This is a genomic window from Streptomyces sp. CB02414 (genome assembly GCF_001905385.1).
In the GTDB taxonomy this organism is placed as follows: Bacteria; Actinomycetota; Actinomycetes; order Streptomycetales; family Streptomycetaceae; genus Streptomyces.
The window spans coordinates 925,952-949,073 of the sequence record NZ_LIPF01000002.1; the positions used below are offsets into that span (position 1 = coordinate 925,952).

The following is a 23,122-nucleotide window of genomic DNA, read 5'->3' on the forward strand; positions in this document are numbered from 1 at the left end:
CGGCGGGTCCTCCCGTCCGGCGGGTCAGAACCCGACGGACTGGAGGGCGCCCAGGCCCACGTCGGCGTAGGAGTGCTTGCCGGAGACGAAGATGTTCACGCCGTAGTAGTTGAACAGCCAGCAGGCGAACGCGGCCAGCGCCAGGTAGGCGGCCTTGCGGCCCTTCCAGCCGGCGGTGGCGCGGGCGTGCAGGTAGCAGGCGTAGGCGACCCAGGTGATGAAGGACCAGGTCTCCTTGGGGTCCCAGCCCCAGTAGCGGCCCCAGGCGTCGCCCGCCCAGATCGCGCCCGCGATGATCGTGAACGTCCACAGCGGGAAGACGGCGGCGTTGACGCGGTAGGCGAACTTGTCGAGGGACGCGGCCGAGGGCAGGCGGTCCAGGACGGAGTCGGCGAAGCGGCCGGGGGTGCCTCCGGAGGCCAGCTTGTTCTCGTAACCGTCCTTGAACAGGTACAGGATCGTGGCGACGGCACCGACGTAGAAGACCGCGCCGCAGAAGATCGCCGTGGAGACGTGGATGTACAGCCAGTACGAGTGCAGCGCGGGGACGAGCTGGTCGCTGGCGGTGTAGAGGACCGTGACGGCGAGACCGAGGTCGAGCAGGACCGTGGTGATCAGCGGGAGGCCGAGCCAGCGGACGTTCTTCTTCAGGGCGAGCAGTACGAGGTACACGCCGACGGCGGTCGTCGTGAACGTGATGTTGAACTCGTACATGTTGCCCCACGGTGCCCGCTTCACGGACAGCGCGCGGGCGATCACTCCGCCTGCCTCGATGGCGAAGGCCAGCACGGTGAGGGAGATGGCGATCCGCCCGTAGAGGTCGCCCTTCTCGGTGCCGCCGTGGGCGCCGGGGCCGTCGGGCACGTCGCGGGAGCCGGTGGCGGCACGCACGACGACCTTCGGCCGCTCCAGTACGGCGGTGCCGCCGGCCTTCTTGACGGTGACGGCCGGGGCCGCCTTGGCCTTGCCCTCGGCCTTGTCCTCGCCGGACGCGGTGAGTGCGGCGGCGGTGCGGCCGACCTTGCTGCGGCTGCCGAAGAGCCACTCGGCGATGTAGGCGAAGAACGCCAGCGTGTAGACGGCCATCGCGGAGTAGATCAGCGTGTTGCTGATGTTGGCGAGGTTCTCGTTGGTTGCGGCGGCGAGAGTCACTTCTCAGGCCCTTCGGCAGGTACGACGTGGGTGTCGGGGGAATCGGGGGTGTCGTCGTCGTTCTTCGGCTCGTACAGGACCGCGGCGAGGTCGCCGAGTTCTTCGGGCACCTTCGCGGACTCGCTGCGCCCCAGGCCGGCCATCTCGACGACCGTGACGCCGTCGTCGCCCTTGACGGCCCGCACCCAGACGCGGCGGCGCTGGATGAACAGGGAACCGGCGAGACCGAGGATGGCGGCGACGGAGCCGGCGAGCGCCCAGCCGCTGGCGGGCTGCCGGGTGACCTGGAAGTTGGCCCATTCCTGTACGCCGTTGAAGGTGACGGTGCCGGCGCCGTTCGGGAGGGTCATGGTCTCGCCGGGCTTCAGCAGCTTCTTGAACAGCTCGCCGTCGGAGTCCTTGAACTCCTTCAGTTTGGTCTTGTCGAGCTGGTAGATGCTCTTCGGGATGCCCGCGTCCACACCGAGGTCGCCGTGGTAGGCCGAGAGCGCGAGCGTCGGGTTGAGCAGCGCCGGGAAGGTCGAGTACATCGCGCTGCCCTCGCCGCCGTAGGTCGGCACGAAGAACGCGTTGAAGCCGAGCTGCTCCTTCTTGCCGTCGGCGTTGCGGTAGCCGTCGCGGACCATCACGGCGCCGGAGGAGGTGACGTTGGAGTCCAGCGGCAGCAGGGCCGTGGCCTCCTTGTCCATGACGACGTTGCCCTCGGCGTCCTTGATGGTGAGGATCGGCGCGTAGCCGTGGGCGGTGAGGTAGACCTTGGAGCCGTCGAGCTCCAGCGGCTCGTTGACCTCGATGACCTTCGACTTCTGCTCGCCGTAGGCGCCCTCGGTGTAGGTGACGTCGGCCTCGTAGACGCGGGGGGTGCCGCGGTTGGGGCCGGTGGCCTCGTAGGTGCCGTGGAAGTCCTTCAGGCTGAAGCTGAAGGGGACCAGGTCGTGGTCCGGGTCGAAGAGGTTGCCGGACTTGAAGTCGTCGTACTGGGTGAGCGTGTTGGAGAAGCCGTCGCCCTCCAGGATCAGCTTGTTGCCCTCGTACTTGAAGAGCTGGCCCCAGGCGAAGGCGATCAGCATCACGATCAGCGCGACGTGGAAGACGAGGTTGCCGGCCTCGCGCAGGTAGCCCTTCTCGGCGGCGACGGCGTCACCGACGACGTGGGAGCGGAAGCGGCGCTTCTTCAGCAGCTTCAGCGCGGCCTCGCGCACCTCGTCGGGCTCGGCCGCGGTGCGCCAGGTGGTGTACGCGGGCAGCCGGGTCAGGCGCCGGGGGGCACCCGGCGGACGGCCGCGCAGCTGGCCCACGAACTGCCAGGTGCGCGGGACGATGCAGCCGATGAGGGAGACGAACAGCAGGATGTAGATCGCGGAGAACCACACCGAGCTGTAGACGTGGAAGAGGCCGAGCTTGTCGTAGAGGGGCCCGAGGAAGTCGTGGTTCCCGCGGAACTCCTCGACCTTCATGGCGTCGACGCCCTCCTGCGGGATCAGCGACCCCGGGATGGCGCCCAGCGACAGCAGCAGGAGCAGCAGCAGCGCCACCCGCATCGAGGTGAGCTGCCGCCAGAACCAGCGGAACCAGCCGATGACGCCGAGGGTGGGGAGGTTCGGGGCCTCCTCCTTGGGGGCGGTGGTCAGCTGGGAGCCGGCGGTGCCGAGGTCCTGGTCCTCGGGGGCTGCCGGGGTCTTGCCGGTCGCCGTTTTCGAAGTGCCGCTCATCGGTTCAGATCCCTACAGTGAAGCCGTTGGACCAGGTCTGCATGTCCTGGACGATGCTGTCCCAGGCGCCGGTCAGCAGCAGCAGGCCGGTCGCGATCATCATGCCGCCGCCGATCCGCAGCACCCACACATAGTGGCGCTTGATCCAGCCGAAGGCGCCGAGCGCCTTGCGGAAGGCGATCGCGGCGAGCACGAAGGGCAGGCCGAGGCCCAGGCAGTAGGCGACGGTCAGTATCGCGCCGCGGCCCGCCGTGCCCTGCTGGGAGGAGAGGATCAGCACCGAGGAGAGGGTCGGGCCGATGCAGGGTGTCCAGCCGATGCCGAACAGGGCGCCGAGCACCGGGGCGCCGATCAGGCCGCTGACCGGCTTGCGATGGAAGCGGAACTCGCGCTGGGTGAGCCAGGGCATCAGGCCCATGAAGAAGACGCCCATGAGGATCATGAAGACGCCGAGCACCTTGTTCAGGACGCTCCGGTTGTCCTGGAGGGTCTCACCGAAGTAGCCGAACAGCGCGCCGCTGGAGACGAAGACGGCGGTGAAACCGAGGACGAAGAGGGAGGCGCCGGCGACCATCCGCCCGCGCCGGGCCTCCTGGAGGTCGGTGCCGGTGACGCCGGTCACGTAGGAGAGGTAGCCGGGGACGAGCGGCAGGACGCAGGGCGAGAAGAAGGAGACGAGGCCGCCGAGCAGCGCGATGGGCAGGGCCACCAGCAGGGCGCCGTTGAGCACCGTGCCGTTGCTGCCCGCCACGGCGAGCGTGGACAGAGCGTTCACGTCACTTCTCCGACCCGCCGGAGGAGTCCTTCAGGTACGGCTCCAGCATCTTGCGGAGCTTCTCCTCGCTGAGCGCCTGGAGGGTGCGCGCGGCGACCTTGCCCTCCCGGTCGACGATCAGCGTCGAGGGGATGGCCTGCGGGTTGAGGGTGCCCTTCTCGAAGCGGAGCAGGAGCTTGCCGGCCGGGTCGTACAGGCTCGGGTAGCTGACCCCGAACTCCTCCTCGAAGGCCCGCGCGGGGCCGACGGAGGTGTCGCGGGTGTTGATGCCGAGGAACTGGACGCCCTGGTCCTTGACGTCCTGGTAGACCGTCTCGAAGTTCTTGGCCTCGGCCCGGCAGGGCGGGCACCAGGAGCCCCACACGTTGAGGACGACGACCTTGCCCTTGTAGTCGTCGATGTCGGCCTGCCCGCCGTCGACCGTCTCGCCGGACAGGTCGGGGGCGTCGGCCCGCTCACCCTCCTTGACGGTGGAGATGCCGTCCGAGCCGGTGACGAAGCCGGTCTGGCCGCCGCCGCCCGAGGTGCCGCCGGAGCCGCACGCGGTCACGAGCAGTGCCGAGACCGCCGCTGCGGCGGCGAGCGCGGCGCGACGGCGGACGCGGACGGCGGTGCGGTTCGAGCGGTTCGAGCGCAGGGGGGCGCGGCTGGCGGCACTCATGTGAAAAGTTTCGCATGTCCGTTCCGGGGATCTTGCGCACCCCCCTCACGGGCGGAAACCCGCATTTCAGGCGGCGTTTCCCGAGGGGGTCGAGGTACCTGTGGCGGTCCCCTTGAGGAAGGCGTTCCAGCCGCCGGCCGGCCGCTGCCCCACCTCGACGGTCCGGAGCTTGGCGAGCACCTCGGGCTTCTGCACGTCCAGCCAGTCGGTGAACTGGCGGAAGGAGACGAGCCGGATGTCCTCGCCCTTCTCCCTTTCCCTGGCGATGTGCTTGAGGACGTTCTCTACGGCGTCCATGTAGATGCCGCCGTTCCACTCCTCGAAGTGGTTGCCGATGAAGAAAGGCGCCCGATTCGTCTCGTATGCCCGCTTGAAGCCGGATATGTAGGCGTTCGTGGCCTGTTCGCGCCAGCCGGGGTAGTTGTGGGCGGGCGCCTTGGTGGAGTTGACGGACTGGTTGGCGAGGATGTTGTAGTCCATCGAGAGCACCTCGAAGGAGTGCCCGGGGAAAGGTATCTGCTGCAACGGCAGGTCCCAGATACCGTCCTTCTTCGCCGGCCACACCTGACGGCCGCCGGGCGAGGAGGCGTCGTAGCGCCAGCCCAGCTCGCGGGCGGTGGGCAGCAGGTTGTCCTGGCCGAGGAGGCAGGGCGTGCGGCCGCCGACCAGTTCCTTGTCGTAGTCGAAGGGCAGGGCGGGCAGGTCGGTCCAGCCGCTGTTGGTCTTCCACTCCTTGACGAAGGACTTCGCCTGGTCGATCTCGCTGCGCCACTGCGCCGGCGTCCAGTTGCCGACGCTGCCGCCGCCCGCGCAGAAGTGCCCGTTGAAGTGGGTGCCGATCTCGTGGCCGTCCAGCCAGGCCCGGCGCACGCCTGCGAGGGTGTCCTTGATGTGGGCGTCGGTGAGGTAGCCGATGTCCGAGGCGCCGCGCGGGTTGTTCGGCGGGTCGTAGAGGCGCTTCTTCGACTCGGGCAGCAGGTACAGCCCGGAGAGGAAGAAGGTCATGTGCGCGCCGTGCTCCCGGGCGAGGTCGAGGAAGCGCGGGAAGAGCCCGTTGCCGACCTCCCCCGCCCCGTCCCAGGAGAAGACGACGAACTGCGGCGGCGTCTGCCCCGGCTCCAGCGGCACGGGCGCGTCCGGCTGGTGGGGCTGCTTGCCGGTGTACGACGTCGAACCGTCCCCGATGGGCTTGGCGGGGGCCTTCTCGCTGCCGGAAGGCGACGGCTTCCCGGAACCGCCGGCCGAGTGCGAGCCGTCCGACGACGGGTGGGAGCCGGTACCGCAGCCCGCGAGCCCGACGGCGGCCGCGGCCCCCGCGCCGAGTCCGAGCATCCCCCTGCGGGTGAGAGTGCGGGTGGAAGTGCGCATCGCAACCTCGTTCGTCACGTCCTCTGGTGGTCACTAGGTGAGAGGACGTGACGAACGTGCGGGTTCCGGAAATTTGTGCGGATTGCGTGACGGGAAGTCAGGCGGGGGGCAGGCGGGGGGTCAGGCCCCGTACGCCTTGCCCTGCTGCCCCTTGACCGGCTTGGCGCCGGCGAGGAGGTGGGCGGGAACGAGGTCGCGGGCCGGCTCGGTGTAGCCGACGGAGACGATGCGGTCGCCCCGGTACGTGAACGTCGTCAGGGACGCCAGCGTGCACTGCCGCTTGCGCGGGTCGTGCCACAGGCGCCGCCGCTCGACGTACGAGCGCAGGATCCAGATCGGCAGCTGGTGGCTGACGACCACGGCCTCGTGCCCGCGCGCCCGCTCCTTGGCCGCGTCCACCGCGCCCATCATCCGCACCACCTGGTCGACGTACGGCTCGCCCCAGGACGGCTTGAAGGGGTTGACCACGTGCCGCCAGTTGCCGGGCCGGCGCAGGGCGCCGTCGCCGATGCCGAAGGTCTTGCCCTGGAAGACGTTGTCGGCCTCGATGAGCCGCGCGTCGGTGGCGAGGTCGAGTCCGTGCGCCTTGGCGATCGGCGTCGCCGTCTCCTGCGCCCGCTCCAGCGGGGAGGCCACGACGTACGTCACGTCGCGGGGGGCGAGGTGCTCGGCGACCCGGTCGGCCATGCGCCGGCCCAGGTCGGAGAGGTGGTAGCCGGGCAGGCGGCCGTACAGGACACCCGTGGGGTTCTCCACCTCGCCGTGCCGCATGACGTGGACGACGGTCAGCCTCTGGTCGTCGGTGCCGTGGCTCACGCCGTCGCCTCCGCAGCCGCGCGGGCCGCCGCCGGGAGGGCGTCGGCGATGCGCTGGACGGCCCGCTCGTCGTGGGCGGTGGACACGAACCAGGACTCGAAGGACGACGGCGGCAGGTAGACGCCCTGGGAGAGGAGCGAGTGGAAGAAGGCGGTGTAGCGGAAGGACTCCTGCGCCTTGGCGTCCTCGTAGTTCCGCACCGGACCGTCCGTGAAGAACACGGAGAACATGTTGGAGGCGGTCTGCAGGGTGTGCGCGACGCCCTCCTTGCCGAGCGCCTCGGTGACGAGGCTCTGGATGCGGCGAGAGGTGGCGTTGATCCTGTCGTACGCCGCCTCGTCGAGGAGCCGCAGCTGGGCGAGACCGGCGGCGGTGGCGACCGGGTTCCCGGAGAGGGTGCCGGCCTGGTAGACGGGCCCGGCCGGGGCGAGGTGCGCCATGACGTCGGCGCGCCCCCCGAACGCGGCGGCGGGGAACCCACCGCCCATGACCTTCCCGAAGGTCATGAGGTCGGGAACGACGCCCTCCACCCCGTACCACCCGGCACGGCTGGTACGGAAGCCGGTCATGACCTCGTCGGAGACGAACAGCGCACCGTGGGCCGCGCACGCGTCCTTCAGCCCCTGGTTGAACCCGGGCAGCGGCGGCACGACGCCCATGTTGCCGGGCGAGGCCTCGGTGATCACACAGGCGATCTCACCGGGGTGGGCGGCGAAGGCGGCGTGCACGGCGTCGAGGTCGTTGTACGGCAGCACGATCGTGTCGCTCGCCTGGGCGCCCGTGACGCCCGGGGTGTCGGGCAGCGCGAAGGTCGCGAGGCCGGAGCCGGCGGCGGCCAGCAGCGAGTCGACGTGACCGTGGTAACACCCGGCGAACTTGATCACCTTGGTGCGCTGAGTGAACCCGCGGGCGAGCCTGATGGCCGACATGGTGGCCTCGGTCCCGCTCGACACGAGCCGGACCTCCTCCAGCGGCGCGACCCGCTCCACCATCGCCTCGGCGAGGGCGACCTCCCCCTCGGCGGGCGTGCCGAAGGACGTCCCGCGCGCGACCGCCTCCTGCACGGCGGCGACCACCTCGGGGTGCGCGTGCCCGAGGATCATCGGGCCCCAGGAGCACACGAGGTCGACGTACTCGCGCCCGTCGGCGTCCGTCAGATACGGGCCGGTGCCGGACACCATGAACCGGGGCGTGCCGCCGACGGCGCGGAAGGCCCGCACCGGGGAGTTCACGCCGCCGGGCGTCACGGCCGCCGCGCGGTCGAACAGAGCCTGCGAGGCCGGTGCTTCGTATGGGTATGCCAGTTCGCTCATGACCTGCGACTTCTCCGACCTTCTCGACCTTCTCCGACTTCTCGGACCCTGCTCGGCCCCTGGTTGCCCTGGGTGACCTCATTCAGGGTAGACAACCCACCCGACCGCCGTGCCGTCTGCCAGACTGGAGGCCGTCCACGCAGCTCACACGGGCGGCGCGGAGAGGGGCCGCCGGCCGTCCCGCAGACGGGGATACGGACATGCGACGGACGTACGACGGACGTACGCCGGGCATATGTCCGACCGCACGTTTCGGCGAGCGGCCGTGGGGGAGGTCACTGACACGATGATCGGGTTGCGCGGCGGGGGCCACGCGTCCTAGAAAAGCAGTCGGGTGGAGATATGCATCGCGGTGGCGGACTGGGCGAGGGGACCGACGACCTGGGTCCTCGACGTGCCCGGCGGGGAAGGCACCGACGCGAGGCGGCGGAATCGACCGAAGCACGTCAGGCACACGGCACCCCGGACGAGCCGGACCGGCTCGACGGACAGGCCGACCGGCTGGGGGCGGGGAGCAGGAATGGTGGTCGGGTGGGGGTGACCTACAAGTACTTCGGCGCGCCCGACGGCGCGACCGCGGCCCGCGTCCCGATCTCCATGCGCCCCGAGGAACTGGGCGGCGACGAGCTCGGGATGAACGGCATGTTCACCAAGATCAAGCCGGAGACCATGGCCGCGATGGTCCTCACCGGCATCGAGGGCGTGCCCCTGCACAGAGTGCCCCCGCTGGAACTGGTCGTCCTCCACCCCGACTACGCGGTCGTGAAACTCCCGATGACCGTCGTCGACCCCCTGCGCGGCATCGGCGAGGAGGCGGTCGGCGCGGCGGCCTTCATCTGGTCGACGGTCCCGGACCGCGGCGGGCCGCGGGACGCGTTCAACGTGTACCAGTTGCTGCACGAGTGGCAGGACTTCAGCCATCGGTTGCATGAGGCGGGGCATCAGCCGTACTGCTTGGTGTGGCCCTGAGCTGGGGTTTTGTAGCGGTCGGGCGGGGTCTTCGGGCCTCGCCCTTTTTCGTGCCGGGGAGGGGCCGTCAGGCGGCCAGGGCACATTGAGGGCACATTGGTTTTGCTGGGGATGGTGATGTGCCCTGGGGCTCTCCGGTTTCCGGCGGCTCCCCGCCGGTGAAGGCGTCGTCGATCGCCTTGCGGGTCCGGCTCTCGCTGGACGGCAGCAGGTGCGTGTACGTCTGGAGCGTGAAGCCCGGGTCTGAGTGGCCGAGGTACTCGGACAGTGCCTTGATGCTCTCCCCCGCGTCCAGGAGCACGGAGGCATACGCGTGACGGAGGGCGTGCATGCCGTCCTCAGGAGCCGCCTGGAGGTACCTCGCCCCGCGCTCGCGGGGAGGGATCACGCCGGCGGCGACCAGGGCTCGCTTCCAGGCGCCCATGTTGAAGACGCTGCGGTTGTACGCTCGGCCCTTCTCGTCGACGAAAAGCAGCCGGAAGGTCTTGGGCTCGCCGTCGGGCTTCGCCCAGGGCAGCGTGACCGCCGTGGGCGGGAATCGCCTCATGTGACCCTTGAGGGCAGTGGCCAGCTGCGCCGACAGCGGCACTGACCGGATCCGGTTGCCCTTGGGCAGAGCGAAAACCGGCTTCGTGCCGACGAGCCGCACCTGGCGGTTGACGTGGATCCAGCCGCCCCTGAAGTCGATGTCCTCGACGGCGCATCCGAAGACCTCCCCCTGGCGCAGGCCGCACCCGAAGGCGAGCTTGCCGCCTGCCTGGAAGCGCTCGGGCAGCCCGGCGATGACGGCACGCACACGCTCCAGGGACCAAGGGACGATCTTCTTCTTGGTCGCGGTCGGCAGCTTGACCGACTTCGACTTGCACGGGTTCTTCGGCAGCAGCCCGTCCTCCACGGCCATGCCCAGGATGCTGGAGAGGATGTCGAAGATGCCCTGGATCGTCGACACCTCGAAGCCGCCGTCCTGCAGCGCGCGAATCCAGCCCTGAATGACCGACGGCCTGTTCAAAGACCGCAGCTCGCGCCGGCCGAGGTGGGCGACGATGTGGTTGCGGACGGTGGCCTCGTAGCGGAGGGCCGTCGTCGGGCCTACCGAGTTCCCGTCGAGCCACTTCTGGGCGTAGGCGCCGAGCGTCTGCTTCGTCTCGGCGGGAACGACGTAGCTGCCGCTCCGGATCTCGACGTCGACCTCGGCCGCCCGCTTGTCGGCTTCGGCCCTCGTGTGGAAGTTCTCCTTGCGCTGGTGGTTGTCCAGGTCCCGGTACCGGACCTGCCAGCGCTTACCGATCCCGTGGTCAGAGGTCGGGACCATCCGCCGGGTGCGGCTCTTGTGCTCGCTGCACTGGGCCTCGTCCGGCTTGGGATGGGACTTGTGCCAGCGGTCGTACACGTCAGCCAAGGAGGGCCCCCTGGGCACCGCAGCAGAGGTCTGCTTCGGAGTGGCGAGGGTGGGCGGGGCAGCCCCCGACAGGCAGCAGAGCCGTCGCACGAACACCGAGGGCTTCGGCGATCACGACGAGGTCGTCGATGTCGCAACGTCGATGGGCGCGCTCGGTGCGGCTGAGCGCGGTGTTGGTCATCGGGCGGCCCATCGCGGTGCAGTGAGCAGCCAGTTGATGCTGGGTGAGGCCGAGCGCCAGCCGCATGCGCTCGATAGCGCGGGCGGTATGCAAGCCGGCGGGGCCTATTTCGAGAGGTCGAGTTGCCATAACAGGTAGCTGTAACTTGCAGCCGAAGCCTTTGGCAAGAGTTGGTTCTTAAACCCTACAGAAGTCGCACCCGGCCGGATCAACAATTGCGTCGGCTAATGCACGACACGCGGCACCGGGGAGGCTGCGCCGCCGATTCCGCCCACCGAAAAGCGAGCGCAGTGTAGCTGACCGCACCTCTCGACGATGGGCCACCACCTGGCCTTACGAACAGCACATCACCCTGGTGCCGACTTTTTGGCCAACCGCCAATTCGCCCTTACGGTATTGCCTCCCGCGCTCACCAACGGGAACTTCTGGAGCCTTCTAGAACCAACTCTGGACTTCTCCGCCCAGGGTGTGGCTGTGTTGTCCACGCAGTTGTCCGAAACCGAAAAGGGAGCCCTATGCCGAGCCTTTCCCCTCGCCCTGACCACACCACTGCCGACGCCAACCGACGCGGCCCCCTCGCCACCCCGGCGGAAGTCGCCGAGTACCTCGGGGTGCCGGTCAAGACGCTCTACCAGTGGAAGTACCGGGGCATCGGCCCGAACGTGCACAAGGTCGGTCGCCACCTGCGCTACCGCTGGGCCGAGGTGGACGCCTGGCTCAACGCCCAGGCCGCGTACGACCTCGCCGTCTGAGGCCACCACACGGGAAAGCGAAGCGGCTCCCGGCGAGCCACCGCCGGGAGCCGCGCGGCCCCTTCCCACATCGCCCCTTGCCAGAAAACGATCTGTCTCGGTGAGTCCGGACCTTGCCCGTCCGAACTCACCCGGAGGAACGCCTGTGGACAAATCTACGACCTCTCCAGCCCCCACCGCACCCGCCGTCACCCCGTCTTGGCCACCCGTGGCCATCCCCGGCCAGGGCCCGGCGTCCGATCCCTCATCCAGCGAGCGTGATCGGACGGATAGCTCCAACGAAGGCGCCGGCCTGCTGGACGAGCTGCGCGCAGCGATCGCCCGGTACGTGATCCTGCCAAGTGGCGAGGCGCTGACCGCCGTCACGCTGTGGGTGGCGGCCACGCACATCCAGCCCGCACTGCAGCACGCTCCGCGCCTGGCTGTGGTCGGGCCGGCGAAGCGGTGCGGCAAGTCCCGCCTGCTGGACGTGATCACGGAGACGGCGCACGACCCGCTGATCACCGTGAACACCAGCCCTGCTGTCGTCTTCCGCGCCATCGGTGACGACCCGCCCACTCTGCTGGTGGACGAGGCCGACACCATCTTCGGCAGCGTCAAGGCCGCCGAGAAGAACGAGGAACTGCGCGGCCTGCTCAACGCCGGCCATCAGCGCAACCGGCCCGCCCTGCGGATCTCCGGTCCCGAGCACAAGACGCGGAAGTTCCCCACCTTCGCGATGGCCGCGCTTGCCGGAATCGGCGCCCTGCCGGACACGGTCATGGACCGGGCGGTGGTGATTCGCATGCAGCGCCGCAAGGACGGAGAGCGGGTCGAACAGTTCCGCTCCCGCCGCGACATCCCAGCCTTGCACGCTCTGCGAGACCGCTTGGAGGCGTGGCTCCGTCCGCTCCTGGACACCGCCGAGGACCTGGTACCGCGGATGCCGGTGCAGGACCGCGCGGCGGACACCTGGGAACCGCTCGTGATCGTCGCGGAGCTGGCCGGCGGCACCTGGCCCGAGGACGCGCGCGCTGCATGCGCGGCCATGTGCGCCGCCGAGGTGGACAAGGACGACGAGTCCAACCTCAAGACCCGCCTGCTGCAGGACATCCGGCGCGCCTTCGCCCGCTGCGGCGACCCGGACATCATGCGCACCCGAGACCTGCTGGAGGAACTCCTCAAGGACCAGGAGGCTCCGTGGGCCGAGTACGGCACTACCGGCCTCAGCCCACGCCATCTTGGGCTCCTCTTGAAGGACTTCGACATCAAGGCCGCCACCCTCCGCTTCGAGGGCGGCAGGCAGGCCAAGGGCTTCGCGCGCCTCCGCTTCACCGACGCCTGGGCGCGGTACTGCCCGGAGGAGTCCGCCTCCGGGAACGGTGACGAGAGCGCCCCGATCGGCCCGGACCCGCACCCGTAAAGACTCGTCGCACCCGTCGCATCGCAGGTCAACCCCGTGACGGGTGTCGTCGCTGCGACGAGTCGTCTCGTACCACGACGATCACCCGTACCTGCTCTGACCAGCCGTGCGACGGGTGCGACGGGTCCGCTACCTCTTTGCCCACCATCCCTCCCCGCTTGGAGCACCCGCTTGCCCGTACGCACCACCGCGACCCCAGTACCGATGATGACCGTCGCGATCCGTCTGGGAGTCGCTCTGGTCGGCACGATCGGCTTCGCCCTCTCGTACGACGCCCTGCGGCAGATGGCAGTGGCCATCCACATCCGCGGAGTGCTGACGTACGCCTTCCCGCTCGTGATCGACGGGTTCATCGCCATCGGCGTCGCGGCCCTGCTCATCCTGCGCGCCGCCCCCTGGCGCTCTCGCCTCTACGTCTGGGCCCTCGTCGGCATCGCCACCCTTACGAGCATCTGGGCGAACGCCCTGCACGCCGTCCGTCTCAACCAGGAGAGCGACGCCGCCGGGCTCCACCTGGACGACGTCACGGTCGGCGCCCTGTCGGCCATCGCCCCGCTCGCGCTCGCCGGAGCCGTCCACCTGGATCTCGTCATACGCCGCCACCCCACTGGACGGCACTCGACTGAACCGGTCAGTGCTCAGCGCCACGCTCACGTCGAGGACTTGCTGCGGCCCGCTCCGGACAGCGGCACGGCCGATGCCTCGAAGGGCGCGGCACAAGCACGGCATGAAGTTGTGGCGGAGGACATCGCGGACGTGGCGGACCCTCCGGCCGAAGTGGCGGAGGCGCGTCAGCCCCACAGCCCAATCAAGGGTCGGCAGCCCAGCGCTTCCACGGAAACGCTCCTGGCTCTCGGCCGCGCCACGCCCCTGGGCCGCCAAGGACGTATCTCCCGCCGCCACGTCGAAGCGGCGATCCGAGCCCAGGGCCACCCCGTCGGCAAAGACCGCCTCACCGAGATCACGCGCCGCCTGCAGGCCGAACTCGACCGCACGCGTGAGCACGCCTCTTCATGAAGGTCCAGCCAAATTCCACCCACCTCAACCTCGAGAAGGGCCGACCGATGCGCGCATCGCGGAGTGAGCCGCTGTCCGGACAGCTGGAGATGACCACGGGCCTCACCCAGCCAGCAAGGTATGCCGTTGGACCGTCCAAGGGCCGGTCCAACGGGAGTTCCGCCCCGGGGGTGGCGGAGACTCTCGGGAGCCAGGGGGCACCCGAGGAGGGACAACGCGTCCAGGCCACGCCCGTCGTCCTGCCGCGTGCCGCCGAAGCCGCCGCCCTGCACCGCATCGCCCGCCGCCGCAAGCGCAAAGACACCCAGCGCAAGGAACGCGTCGATGTGCGCTACAGCGTCGAAGAGAAGAGCACCATCCTCGCCAAGGCCCGGTCCCTCAACATCGCCGGCGCCCACTACGTCGGCGCCGTCGTCATGGCCCACATCCACGGCGACCTCACCCTTCCGGGCCAGCGCACCCCGCTGGACGACTACATCGACGAGCTGACCGCCCTGCGCGAACAGGTCGCCAAGATCGGCAACAACGCCAACCAGATCGCCCGGAAGCTCAACTCCGGCGGTCATCCACATCCCGGGGATACCTCCGTCCTCGCTCAGGCCGAACGCACCCTGGGCGCGGTTCGAGCGGCCATCAGCGAGATCGCCGTGGCTGCAAACCAGGCCGTCATCAACAAGGCCGCCCGGTGATCGCCAAGATCAGCAGCGGAAAGGACACGGCCGGCCTGATCCGCTACCTGTTCGACACTATGAAGGCCAAAGACCACACCGATCCCCACCTCGTCGCCTCCTGGGACGGCTTCGCCCCCGACCCCGGCCGCACAAATGACTTCACCGCCACAAAGCGGCTTCTCGTGGCTGACCTCGACCTCCGCGTCAAGCAAGCCCGCCGACTTGGCCGCGCACCCGAGCGGCACGTCTGGCACTGTTCCCTCCGCGCCGCCACAACCGACCGGCACCTCAGCGACGAGGAGTGGGCCGACATAGCCCGCCGCGTCGTGGCCGCCACCGGCATAGCGCCACAAGACGACCCGGACGGCTGCCGCTGGGTCGCCGTCCGTCACGCCCCCGACCACATCCACATCGCCGCAACCAAGGTCCGCGGCGACCTCCGCCCCGCCCGCCACTGGAACGACTACCTCACCGCGGACCGCGAACTCGCCACCATCGAAAAGGAGTACGGACTCCTTCAAGTCGTCCGGGGAGACCGCACCGCCGCCAGACGCTCCACTCGCGCCGAGCAGGAAAAGGCACACCGCCAAGGCCGGGACAAGTCGGCTCGTGAACGCCTGCGCACCATCGTCCGCACTGCCGTGGCCGCCTCCACCAGCACCGAGGAGTTCATCCGCCTGCTCAGCCGCACCGAAGGTGTGTTGGTCGAAGCCGTGTACTTCCCTTCCGGCGACGTACGCGGCTACAAGGTCGCCAGCGAAGACAACCTCACCGCCGGCAAGGAACCCATCTGGTACTCCGGCTCCACACTCGCCCCGGACCTGTCCCTCCCCAGGATCCGAGCACGCCTGGAGGCCACCGATCCGGAGCCCGCCAACCAGCCGAGCAGGCGCTCTCCTCGCTCTCCCAACCCTTGGCACCAGGCCACTGCCGCTACCGAGCGCATCCCGCACCACCTCAGCGGTCACGACGATGGAGCCTCCCAGGCCCACCTCGCCGCCTTCGGTGAAGCCCTCGACGTCCTGCCCCTCCTCGCTCCCGCACCCATCCGCGCCCAGCTCCGTGAAGCCTCTTCCGCCTTCGAGCGCGCCACGCGCTCCCGTATTCAGGCCGAACACCACCACGCCCGTGCCCTGCGAAGCGCCACACGTGCGATGCTCCGCGAGCCCGCACCAAGCGACGGTACAGCGCTGGCGATGCTCCTCGATGCCGCGATCCTGGTCACCATCGCAGTCTCCCGCTGGCACCAGCTCCGCCACCACGACCAGCAGGTCGCCGCAGCCCAGCAGACCCTGCTCCACCTACAAGCCGCCTACGACCAGGCAGCAACCGCGCCCCTGACCGCCCTCATCCGGCGCCGACCGCCACAACCGACTGGGGACCGGCACATCCACCACATCCGTCGGGCCGTACCCGAGCACTCGGAGCACGTCCTCGCAGATCCCTCGATTGCTGCCCTCACTGCCGCACTCGCCGAAGCGGAAGCGCTTGGGTACGACCCTGAGCGCCTCCTCAGGCAGGCCGCCGACCAACGTGCCCTGGATGACGCCCGCTCCCCCGCAGGGACGTTGGCATGGCGAGTTCAACGCTTCAGCGCACGGCCGACGCCCAACGCACGCGCCCGTGCAGTACAGGCCCACAGCGCAGCACGGCCCAATGGGACACCCGGCTCTCTGGCCCACGAGGCAACCACCGTCTCGCCCCCGCAGCCGCGAGCACATCGGCGCTGATCACGACCGCGCGGACAGCCTCGGGGCAAGCAGCTCCAGCACTTCCTCCCAGCGGTAGCGGTCGGCCCCGCCGCCCGCCTTCGGCCGGTGAGGCTCGTAGGAGCCGATCAGGACGCCCATCTCTCGCAGCAGGTCCAGACTCCGGCGGTACGCAGGATGGGCGGCTTGGGCGGAGTTCAGGTACGGCAGCACGGCAACCGGTACACCCATGGCGGGCGCCTCGCACAGGATGCCCAGCGCGAGATTGTCCGAGATCCCGGCGGCCCACTTGTTGACCGTGTTGAAGGTGGCCGGGGCGACCGCGATCGCATCCGCAGGCCGGCTCGGGCGTGGCTCGCCCGGTGACCGCCAGGCCGAGCGGATGGGGCGGCCGGTCCGGGCCTCGACCGCCTCGGCATCAAGGAAGCCGACTCCTTGCGGGGTGGCTACGACGCCGACGTCCCAGTGCCGTTCCTGTGCTGCCGTGATCAGCCGGCCGACGTCGGCGGCGACCCCGGCCGCGCAGACCACGATCTGGAGGAACGGCTTGTCGTGCTGGTCACTCACGCGGGCACTCCCAGTTGGCGGCTGAAGTGGTGGAGCTCGGGCAGCGCCCGGCGACGGTCACGGGCTGCCATGTCGGCGACCAGTTCGCGTACGGCCGGGCGGCGGACGTCCTGTGCCGCGCAGCTCTCGGCGATGCGCAGGGCCTGGTAGCCGTCGGCGAGTCTGCCCTGCTGACTGTAGGCGCGGGCGGCCTCCACCCAGAGCGCGGCTCGTCGCTCGGGGACGGGGATGTGCCGCCGCATGAGGGGGCGAGCGGTTTGGAGGGCGATTCCGGCGTCGCCGAATGAGACAGCCGCGCTGATCTCGTGCAGGGCTACGTTGGTCGGGCTGAAGTTCGCCCAGGCGTCCGGCCTGTCGAATGCGACGTAGCGGGCCACCTCTTTGGCCTCGGTGAGGAAGTCGTGGGTGGTTTCGCGGTCGCCGTTTCTGCTGGCGGCGGTTGCTCCGCGGAGCAGCAGCAGGCCGACCGCCGCCAGATATCGGGGCGAGCGTTGGTCGTAGGAGCCGCTGAGCTGGTCGACGGTGTGACGCACCATGTTCACGGCTTGGGCTGTGTGCTTCTCCCGTACGAGCACGTGAGCGTGAACGCGGACGCTGGCGGCGAGGACGACAGGGTCCCCGGACCTTTCCGCCTCGGCCATGGCGCGGCCGGCCGCGAGCCAGGCGTTGCCCTGGTCGGCTCGCTTCAGCAACAGGCTCACCGACGTCTGGTAGGCAGTCGCGAGCAACCCGGACGCCTCCGCCGAACCGGAGGAGCCGCCGGTGACCTGGCGCAGGTCAGCGATCAGGCCCGGCAGGGCCTGCTCCAGTTTCGCGTAGTCGCACGTGCAGAACAGCCGGCGCACGGTCCGCGCTCGCTCCCGCAGCTCGTCGATACCGGAGGAGTCACCGGTGGCGGCGGGGCTCGGTCCCGGCAGCAGGACCTGGATCAGGTCGTGGTGCGCCACGGTTGGCGTCGGCGTTGCCGCGAGCGCGGCGACGCTCGCGGCAAGGAAGGTGCGGCGGTGCATGTCCTCGGTTCCGGGGTCGCTGGGGCTGGCGTCGGGGGCAGCGGCGAGGCCGAGACGTTGCGGTGGGATGTCCAGTACCTTCGCGATCTCGCGCAGCACGCGCACGTCCTCCGTGCCCCTGCCGTTCTCCAGGCGGCTCACCTTCGACTGGTGGTAGCCCAGTGCGGTGGCAACGTCCTTCTGCGAGCGCCGCTGTAATACGCGTGCCTGACGGATGACTTCGCCGATCCGTCCGGCTTCACTCTGTGCGTCGGCCATCTGCGCCACGGCCCCTTCTGCCGTCGCCGATCCTGCCTGCTCAACCGAGCGTAACCGAGCATCGATTGGCCGCGATGCAGCTCCTGCATAAGTGATGCGGCCCCGGCACACGGCATGGTCCCGCTTGCCTCCGGAGCGGTTGCCTGGAGCAGCCGCACCGACCCTGGAGGCAGCTCGTGAAAGCGCACCCGTTCGCACTCTCCGTATCCGCCACACCGAGCGCGGTCACCGCCGCCCGGCACCGGGCCGTGGACGCGATAGAGGGCTGGGACACGGTGCTGGGCAACGAGGTAGTGCACACCGCCGAGCTCGTGATCAGTGAGTTCGTCACCAACGCGGTCCGGCATGCCGAAGCCGGCCCGGTCTCCCTGTCCGTCCGTCTCGACGAGCAGTCACTGCGGATCGAAGTCTGCGACGACTGCCCGGAGCTGCCCCGGCCGGGTCTCCCGGATCCGTGTAGCGAGAGCGGCCGAGGTCTGTTCCTCGTGGCCGCGCTCGCGGATCGATACGGCGTCGAGCCGACGGCGGTCGGGAAGTGCTGCTGGGCCGAGATCGCACTGCCCACCAATCCGGAACATCCGATCGCGTCCTCCCTTGTTGCACAGAGGAGTTGCTGATGACGACCACTCGCGTCCCCGGCGTGGCCGCCGAGGTGATCGCCGTTCGTCCGGGCCCACCACTCACCGGCACTGTGACTGTCGACGGCTCCAAGAACGCGGCGCTCCCGCTGGTGGCCGCCGCGGCTGCCCTCGGCTGTCCGGTGAGGCTGAACAACATCCCTGCCAACACGGACGTGCAGACCATGCTCGCGCTGCTCCAAGAGTCGGGCTGGCACGTAGTGCAGCCGGTCGGGAAGCCGACTGCGGCGGTGATTCTGCCGACTGAAAACCAGCCCGTGCGCCCCCACCTGCCCCAGGCCGCGCGTATCCGTGCCTCGTACTACCTGGTGCCGGCCCTGCTCGCCCGGCACGGAGAGGCACGGCTGCCGTGGCCGGGAGGCTGCCGGATCGGCGCACGCGGGATGGATCTGCACTTCAAGGTGTACGAGGCGTTCGGCGACCGGAGTGTCTTGGATGACTCCGGATATCGCGTCGAGGCCGCCAGACGTCGCTATGGCACGGTGTCCCTGGTGCTGCCGTTCCGCTCGCGCGGGGCGACCGTGGCCGCCCTGCTTCGAGCCGTCACCACCGGCCAGCCTCTGCGGCTGGGCGAGCCCAATCTCTCGCCGGAAGTGCTGTATGTGCTGGAGGCCCTGCAGGCGGCGGGCTGGGAAACCCGGGCCGGCGAGCGCCTGCTCGCCCTCTCGCCGCCCCTCTCGGCACCGAGCGACGCCGCATGGGTAGTGCCGGGAGACAAGGTGGAGGCAGGGACACTCGCCTGCGCAGTCGCCACCACCGGCGGAAGCGCGCGCATCCGAGGCGCGCGAGCCGACGACCTGGACCCCCTCGTGGCCGCCCTGCACCGACTGGGCATCTCCACCGTCAGCGAGGCGGACACTCTCACCGTGAACGCCCAGGACGGACGCTTGGCCAGCCGCCCCTTACGGGCCACTGCCTCGCTCAGCCCGGGCGGCTTGGACGCCGACTTCGAACCACCACTCATGGCACTGGCCCTCGGCCTACCAGGTACCCACCTGTTCGCCGACGCCATCAACCCAGGTCGCCACGGCAATCTTCTGCCGCAGTTGGCCCGCCTCGGGGCGGATATCGAGGAAATCTCCTCGACCGAGTGCCGCCTTACCGGTCCGCAACGGCTGACCGGAACGGGCGTGGAGGCCACCGACATCCGAACCGGATCCGCCCTCATGGTCGCCGGCCTCACCGCCCACGGCGTCACCACCCTCGGCGGCCTCGACCAACTCCGTCGCGGCCACGCTGACCTGCCCGGCAAGCTCCACAGCCTGGGCGCCGACATCTGCGAGGTCACCCCATGACCACCGACGGGCGCAACCTGCGCCAGATCGTTGCCACAACGGACGTCCACTCCGCCTTCGACAACGCCGCGCCGTTCCTGACCCACCTCCACTCGCTGCGGCCGACTTCCCTCATCGTGGACTGCGGCGACTTCTTCGAAGGCAGCGGGTACTACCGCCTCGCCCGCGGCACGATCGAGCGGGGGATCCTGCTCAGGCTGTACGACGTGCTGGCCCCCGGCAACCACGGCTGGCCCCACTACTTCGAACCCGACCTTCACCGGCGCACTGTCTGCGCCAATGCCGTGGATGCCAACACCGGCGACGCTCTGTTCCGCCGCCTGTACATCGCCGACATCGATGGACGGCGCGTCGGCGTAACCGCTGTGATCGGCCGGCAAGCCTTCCACTCGATCCCGGCTGCCCAGCGAGCCGGCCAATGCGTCACCGATCCCCTGCCGTCCCTGCGCGAGGTGATTCTCGCCCACCATCACGAGGTGGACAGCTGGATCCTGCTCAGTCATTCCGGCTTCGACGAGGACCGGAAACTCGCGGCAGCCTGTCCGTCCCTCGACGTGGTCTTCGCCGGGCACTGCCATAGCAATCAGTACGGACCGGTCCGAGTCGACGGCACCCTGGTCACCAAGGGTCGGGAACTCGCCGACGGCTATGCGATCGCGACACCCGTAGGCACGGGATGGGGTGCCGGCACTACATCCTTCCCAAATCGGGTCCCGAGCCGCTTTCCCATGGAGCTTGAGGATCTGCGCTCCCTCATCGAAAACGTCAAGCAGCAGCTGGCCGCCGTCCTCGGCCCGATCAGTCCGGCGTACCGCCACCAGCCCCTCGACCGGCGCAGCCTGCTCATGGAGCTCACCGCCCGCCTGCGTGCGGCACTCGGGTCAGACACGGTCATCCTCAACGAGACGGCACTACGTGCCGTCCCGCTCGGCGACACACTCACCCAGGGCGACCTGCTCTCCATCGAGCCGTTCGCCAACCAGCTGGTGCACGCCCACGTACCTGAGCCGGCACGCAGCGACCTCCGTGGCCTGCTGTCAGATCTGACCGCCCAGTCCGGTCCGCTCGTCACGGCCCCCTATCCCCTGCCGGACGCCATCACCACCGTGCTGACCACCGACTACCTCGCCGACACCTACCTCGGCGGACGCACACACGAGGCCGGCCTGCGCCTGGACCAGGCCGTCCAGCACGTCCTCACCGCTCCCGACACCGCGGAAGGAGACAGCGAATGATCCTCACCGGCCCGGAGATCACCGCTGCCGCTCACGACGGCCGCCTCCGCATCACCCCGTTCGCCGCCGACCAGGTCAACCCCAACAGCTACAACGTGCGTCTGGGCCCCACCCTGATCACCTACACGAGCACGGTCCTGGACCCACACCGGCCCAACCCCACAAACGCAACCAGCATCGGCTCGGACGGGCACATCCTCCAGCCAGGCGAGCTCTACCTCGGCCACACCCTCGAAGAGGTCGGCTCCGACACCTTCGTGCCACTGCTGTTCGGTCGTTCCTCCGTCGGACGCCTCGGCCTGTTCGTCGAGATCACCGCCCCCATCGGCGACATCGGCTTTCACGGCCAGTGGACGCTCATGCTCACCCCGATCCGACCGCTGCGCGTATACGAGGGCATGAAGATCGGGCAGATCATGTTCTTCGTCTCCACCGGCGCCATCGACCTCTACCGCGGCAAGTACCAGGCCGCCGCAGGACCGCAGCCCTCCGCCTACTGGCGAGACCTCGCCCGACTCCGGGCAGTGGCATCGTGATCCTCACCGGCCCTGCCATCGCCGCCGCCGTCCAGGCCGACGAGATCACCATCGACCCGTACGAACCCAGCCGCCTCTCCCCCAACGCCTACGACTGGCGGCTCGGGGACACGATCCGCGTCTGCGACGGCGACCTCGACGCCGCGACCCCCACCGCCTTCAGCGAGCAGCCCATCCCCGACACCGGCCTCGTACTGCGCCCTGACCTGCTCTACCTCGGCATTACGCTGGAGCGGACCGGTTCGGAGACGTACGCGCAGCTACTGAACGGCGACCGCGCCACCGGGTCCCTGGGCATCTGGGTTCACGTCTCGGCTCCGCTCGGACACCAGGGCCATGCGATCCGCTGGACGCTGGAGATCCGCGCCACGCGACCGGTGCGCGTGTATCCGGGCATGACCTTCGGCAAGCTCGTCTTCCTCACTGCCTTCGGCGCCCCGGCCAGCTACCAGCATCAGCCCGCCAAGTACGCGTCCACGGAAGGTATCGACGTCTCGCGCCTCTACGAGGAGATCGACGGAGGCACGCGGTGAACGCTCGCTCGGCCACCGGCCCGATGGCTGCCACCTTCCTGGACCTCCCCGTTGGAAGCCCCGGCGGCAGCGTCGAGCTCTTCCTCGACCTCTACACCGGCCGACAACCCCTCATCCCGGCCCGCGCCTTCATGCTCGCACCACCTGGTCACGCTCCTCGGCCACCCGCCGGACTCAGCGTGCTCCCCGTAGCAGGCAAATGTCTGGAAGGAACGGCCTTCAGCCGCTACGTCGCCACCCTGCGCAGAGCGCTCACAGCCATACTCGATCCCACGCAGATCGGCGTCCTCCACTTGCAGCACCTCGCATTCGGCGCCACTCCTGCCCTCATCCGCGCTCTGCCGACGCATCCTCGGATCGCCCTCGTCCACGGCACGGACCTGCTCTTCGCCGAGACCCACCGAGACCAGCTCCAAGTGCTGCGCGAAACAGCCAGGGCCGCCGACGCCATCGTGGTCCCGACCAACGCAATGGCCGACCGCCTCCTCAAGCTCGCCCCGCAGATCGAACGCCGCAAGATCACCCACATCCCCTGGGGCATCCCCGACCACCTGCTCACCGCCCCACCCGCCCGGCCGGCACGCACCTCCAGCAGCCACCTGCGGCTCCTGTACGCAGGACGCCTGACCGCCGAAAAGGGTGGTGAGGCCCTGATCAAGAGTCTGGCCCCGGTGCCCGGTGTCGAGCTGAGCGTCGCCGCGCCCAGAGCCCAGTTCCACGCACTGGCCCCGCTGCTGCAACGAGCCGGCGTACGAGTCCGCTACCTCGGCTGGCTACGCCGCCCACAGCTGTGGAAAGCCTTCACCGAACACGATGTGCTGGTCGTGCCGTCCACCACCCTGGAGGCCATGGGACTGGTCGCGCTGGAAGCCCAAGCGTGCGGGCTCCCCGTCCTTTACCAGCCTGTCCCCGGCCTCAGCGAGGCGCTCGCCGCTTCCGGTATGACCACCGACTTCACCCACTCCGCCGCCCTCGCACGGGATCTCGACCGGCTGATGAAGACCCCTGGGTTGCTGTCCGCCCTGCGCCAGGCGGGCTATGCCAATGCGGCCCGCTACCCCCTCTCGGCAACCGCACGATCCCTGACCGACCTCGGCCGACAGCTCACCTGAACCGACCGTCAGACGCCCCGACACGTCACTACCCGAACCGC

23 protein-coding genes are annotated in these 23,122 nt (G+C 69.5%); 12 read left to right on the forward strand and 11 right to left on the reverse strand.

Annotated features, from left to right (window positions below; genetic code table 11):
• Window positions 1-24: 24 nt before the first annotated feature.
• The 7 genes from ccsB to hemL all read right to left on the reverse strand — a co-directional run bounded on the left by ccsB (window position 25) and on the right by hemL (window position 7,797).
• Complete coding sequence (gene ccsB / locus AMK11_RS10465) at window positions 25-1,152, reverse strand: c-type cytochrome biogenesis protein CcsB (protein ID WP_073725464.1); 1,128 nt, start codon at window positions 1,150-1,152, stop codon at window positions 25-27.
• On the reverse strand, window positions 1,149-2,864 hold the full coding sequence (gene resB / locus AMK11_RS10470) for a cytochrome c biogenesis protein ResB (RefSeq protein ID WP_073725466.1): 1,716 nt from the start codon (window positions 2,862-2,864) through the stop codon (window positions 1,149-1,151). Before resB ends, ccsB begins: the two co-directional genes overlap by 4 nt.
• A 4-nt stretch (window positions 2,865-2,868) precedes the next feature.
• Window positions 2,869-3,639: a cytochrome c biogenesis CcdA family protein gene (locus AMK11_RS10475; RefSeq protein ID WP_073725468.1), complete on the reverse strand. Its 771-nt coding sequence runs from the start codon at window positions 3,637-3,639 to the stop codon at window positions 2,869-2,871.
• Between the two features lies 1 nt (window position 3,640).
• Complete coding sequence (locus AMK11_RS10480) at window positions 3,641-4,300, reverse strand: TlpA family protein disulfide reductase (RefSeq protein ID WP_073725470.1); 660 nt, start codon at window positions 4,298-4,300, stop codon at window positions 3,641-3,643.
• 66 nt (window positions 4,301-4,366) lie between these two features.
• Window positions 4,367-5,668, reverse strand: a complete 1,302-nt coding sequence (locus AMK11_RS10485) for a hypothetical protein (protein ID WP_079187339.1) — start codon at window positions 5,666-5,668, stop codon at window positions 4,367-4,369.
• 120 nt (window positions 5,669-5,788) lie between these two features.
• Entirely contained in the window at window positions 5,789-6,439 is a 651-nt protein-coding gene (locus AMK11_RS10490) for a histidine phosphatase family protein (RefSeq protein ID WP_073725751.1), read from the reverse strand.
• 41 nt (window positions 6,440-6,480) lie between these two features.
• Window positions 6,481-7,797, reverse strand: a complete 1,317-nt coding sequence (gene hemL / locus AMK11_RS10495; RefSeq protein WP_073725472.1) for a glutamate-1-semialdehyde 2,1-aminomutase — start codon at window positions 7,795-7,797, stop codon at window positions 6,481-6,483.
• Window positions 7,798-8,139: 342 nt separating this feature from the next.
• Here hemL and AMK11_RS10505 point away from each other — a divergent pair, with 342 nt between their 5' ends.
• Window positions 8,140-8,766, forward strand: a complete 627-nt coding sequence (locus tag AMK11_RS10505; protein WP_198941328.1) for a hypothetical protein — start codon at window positions 8,140-8,142, stop codon at window positions 8,764-8,766.
• Between the two features lie 67 nt (window positions 8,767-8,833).
• On the opposite strand, the gene AMK11_RS10510 is transcribed toward AMK11_RS10505, so the two are convergent.
• Entirely contained in the window at window positions 8,834-10,156 is a 1,323-nt protein-coding gene (locus tag AMK11_RS10510; RefSeq protein ID WP_073725474.1) for a tyrosine-type recombinase/integrase, read from the reverse strand.
• A 1-nt stretch (window position 10,157) separates the two neighbouring features.
• Window positions 10,158-10,412, reverse strand: a complete 255-nt coding sequence (locus AMK11_RS10515) for a helix-turn-helix domain-containing protein (RefSeq protein WP_073725476.1) — start codon at window positions 10,410-10,412, stop codon at window positions 10,158-10,160.
• Between the two features lie 449 nt (window positions 10,413-10,861).
• On the opposite strand from AMK11_RS10515, the gene AMK11_RS10520 reads away from it, so the two are divergent.
• The 5 genes from AMK11_RS10520 to AMK11_RS10540 all read left to right on the forward strand — a co-directional run bounded on the left by AMK11_RS10520 (window position 10,862) and on the right by AMK11_RS10540 (window position 15,918).
• Window positions 10,862-11,098 carry a helix-turn-helix transcriptional regulator gene (locus tag AMK11_RS10520; RefSeq protein ID WP_073725478.1) on the forward strand — a complete coding sequence of 79 codons (237 nt, stop codon included), beginning with the start codon at window positions 10,862-10,864 and terminating at the stop codon, window positions 11,096-11,098.
• Window positions 11,099-11,243: 145 nt separating this feature from the next.
• A complete protein-coding gene (locus AMK11_RS10525; protein WP_073725480.1) occupies window positions 11,244-12,500 on the forward strand; it encodes a DUF3631 domain-containing protein in 1,257 nt (418 codons plus the stop codon).
• Window positions 12,501-12,707: 207 nt separating this feature from the next.
• Window positions 12,708-13,517, forward strand: coding sequence for a DUF2637 domain-containing protein (locus AMK11_RS10530; RefSeq protein ID WP_079187377.1), 810 nt, complete (start codon window positions 12,708-12,710; stop codon window positions 13,515-13,517).
• Between the two features lie 170 nt (window positions 13,518-13,687).
• A complete protein-coding gene (gene mobC / locus AMK11_RS10535; RefSeq protein WP_043381443.1) occupies window positions 13,688-14,206 on the forward strand; it encodes a plasmid mobilization relaxosome protein MobC in 519 nt (172 codons plus the stop codon).
• Window positions 14,203-15,918, forward strand: coding sequence for a relaxase/mobilization nuclease domain-containing protein (locus AMK11_RS10540; protein ID WP_073725484.1), 1,716 nt, complete (start codon window positions 14,203-14,205; stop codon window positions 15,916-15,918). Before mobC ends, AMK11_RS10540 begins: the two co-directional genes overlap by 4 nt.
• Here AMK11_RS10540 and AMK11_RS10545 read toward each other — a convergent pair whose 3' ends face one another.
• Both AMK11_RS10545 and AMK11_RS10550 read right to left on the reverse strand, forming a co-directional pair.
• Window positions 15,919-16,464, reverse strand: coding sequence for a flavoprotein (locus AMK11_RS10545; RefSeq protein ID WP_073725486.1), 546 nt, complete (start codon window positions 16,462-16,464; stop codon window positions 15,919-15,921).
• A complete protein-coding gene (locus AMK11_RS10550; RefSeq protein ID WP_198941329.1) occupies window positions 16,461-17,732 on the reverse strand; it encodes a helix-turn-helix domain-containing protein in 1,272 nt (423 codons plus the stop codon). Before AMK11_RS10550 ends, AMK11_RS10545 begins: the two co-directional genes overlap by 4 nt.
• 176 nt (window positions 17,733-17,908) lie before the next feature.
• Between AMK11_RS10550 and AMK11_RS10555 the strand changes: the two genes are divergently transcribed.
• From AMK11_RS10555 to AMK11_RS10580, 6 genes are read left to right on the forward strand one after another with little or no spacing between them, the layout of a single operon-like run.
• Window positions 17,909-18,349 (forward strand): ATP-binding protein, encoded by a 441-nt coding sequence (locus AMK11_RS10555; RefSeq protein ID WP_073725488.1) that lies wholly within the window; start codon window positions 17,909-17,911, stop codon window positions 18,347-18,349.
• On the forward strand, window positions 18,349-19,665 hold the full coding sequence (locus AMK11_RS10560) for a UDP-N-acetylglucosamine 1-carboxyvinyltransferase (protein WP_198941330.1): 1,317 nt from the start codon (window positions 18,349-18,351) through the stop codon (window positions 19,663-19,665). Before AMK11_RS10555 ends, AMK11_RS10560 begins: the two co-directional genes overlap by 1 nt.
• Complete coding sequence (locus AMK11_RS10565) at window positions 19,662-20,900, forward strand: metallophosphoesterase (RefSeq protein WP_073725490.1); 1,239 nt, start codon at window positions 19,662-19,664, stop codon at window positions 20,898-20,900. The genes AMK11_RS10560 and AMK11_RS10565 overlap by 4 nt, the downstream gene beginning before the upstream one ends.
• Window positions 20,897-21,436 carry a dCTP deaminase gene (gene dcd, locus AMK11_RS10570; RefSeq protein WP_073725492.1) on the forward strand — a complete coding sequence of 180 codons (540 nt, stop codon included), beginning with the start codon at window positions 20,897-20,899 and terminating at the stop codon, window positions 21,434-21,436. The genes AMK11_RS10565 and dcd overlap by 4 nt, the downstream gene beginning before the upstream one ends.
• Window positions 21,433-21,969, forward strand: coding sequence for a dCTP deaminase (locus AMK11_RS10575; protein ID WP_043381459.1), 537 nt, complete (start codon window positions 21,433-21,435; stop codon window positions 21,967-21,969). The genes dcd and AMK11_RS10575 overlap by 4 nt, the downstream gene beginning before the upstream one ends.
• Before the next feature lie 23 nt (window positions 21,970-21,992).
• Entirely contained in the window at window positions 21,993-23,081 is a 1,089-nt protein-coding gene (locus AMK11_RS10580) for a glycosyltransferase family 4 protein (RefSeq protein ID WP_073725761.1), read from the forward strand.
• Window positions 23,082-23,122 lie beyond the last annotated feature (41 nt).